Consider the following 679-nt stretch of genomic DNA (forward strand, 5'->3'; position numbering starts at 1 on the left):
CCCTACGGCCGAGGGCCACCGGCTGCTGGCCGAGCTTGTCGGCAACTTTGATCTGCACCCTGGGCCGTCCGTGTCCTAAGCAATTTACGCCGCGTCTCGTAAGCCGATCCCCTTGCGGGCTGCACCAAGCGCCAAATAGCGCCGTGAAAAAGCCGCCATTTATCGCCGAAAGTCACACGTTAATTTCCGGGATTCAGCCGCTCCGCGGCTGGCGCCACGCTACCACTCAGCAAACGATCGTTTTTAAGAATGCGAATGGGTAGGGTGCCCAGATGGAGTCCAAAGCCAGCCCCGCGATCCCCGCCCGCCAGCCCGTCGCAAGGGTCATGAAGGCGGGTATCGTCGTGGGTTGGATAATCATGGCGACTGGGGTCCTCGCCATGGTCGTTGCGAGCCGTTTCAGTCCGGCTGCGCTTGCGGCGATCACCGCCGCCATAGCCTGCATGGCAGGCGTCTTCGTGGTCCTCTACCAAGCCACGGGGCAGTGGACGCGTGATCCCGGATACTGATCATCCCGGCAGCCAGCCACATGGGAAGGAACATCACCCATTCAGTCTGCGGTATCAGCTTGGAGACCAGGACGCTGCCGACGATCCCGGGCGACAAATAGGACTATGACCTGCAAAAGTACCCGCCACTTTTGTCTCTAGTGCCCATGCCCCGAGCCTAACGGCGGGGG

At 61.6% G+C, this 679-nt stretch carries 1 protein-coding gene; it reads left to right on the forward strand.

Annotation, left to right across the window (positions count from 1 at the left end; translation table 11 throughout):
- Nucleotides 1–272: 272 nt before the first annotated feature.
- The gene (locus tag BJG92_RS17990; protein ID WP_232085340.1) at nt 273–509 is read left to right on the forward strand and encodes a hypothetical protein; all 237 of its coding nucleotides are present in this window, start codon (nt 273–275) and stop codon (nt 507–509) included.
- The last annotated feature ends 170 nt before the right edge of the window (nt 510–679 follow it).

It is taken from the genome of Arthrobacter sp. SO5 (genome assembly GCF_020532805.1).
Taxonomy (GTDB): Bacteria; Actinomycetota; Actinomycetes; order Actinomycetales; family Micrococcaceae; genus Arthrobacter.

Bases quoted from the DNA above. Each gene is read 5' to 3' on its own strand.
- BJG92_RS17990 (WP_232085340.1), top strand. From the start codon at position 273: ATGGAGTCCAAAGCCAGCCCCGCGATCCCCGCCCGCCAGCCCGTCGCA.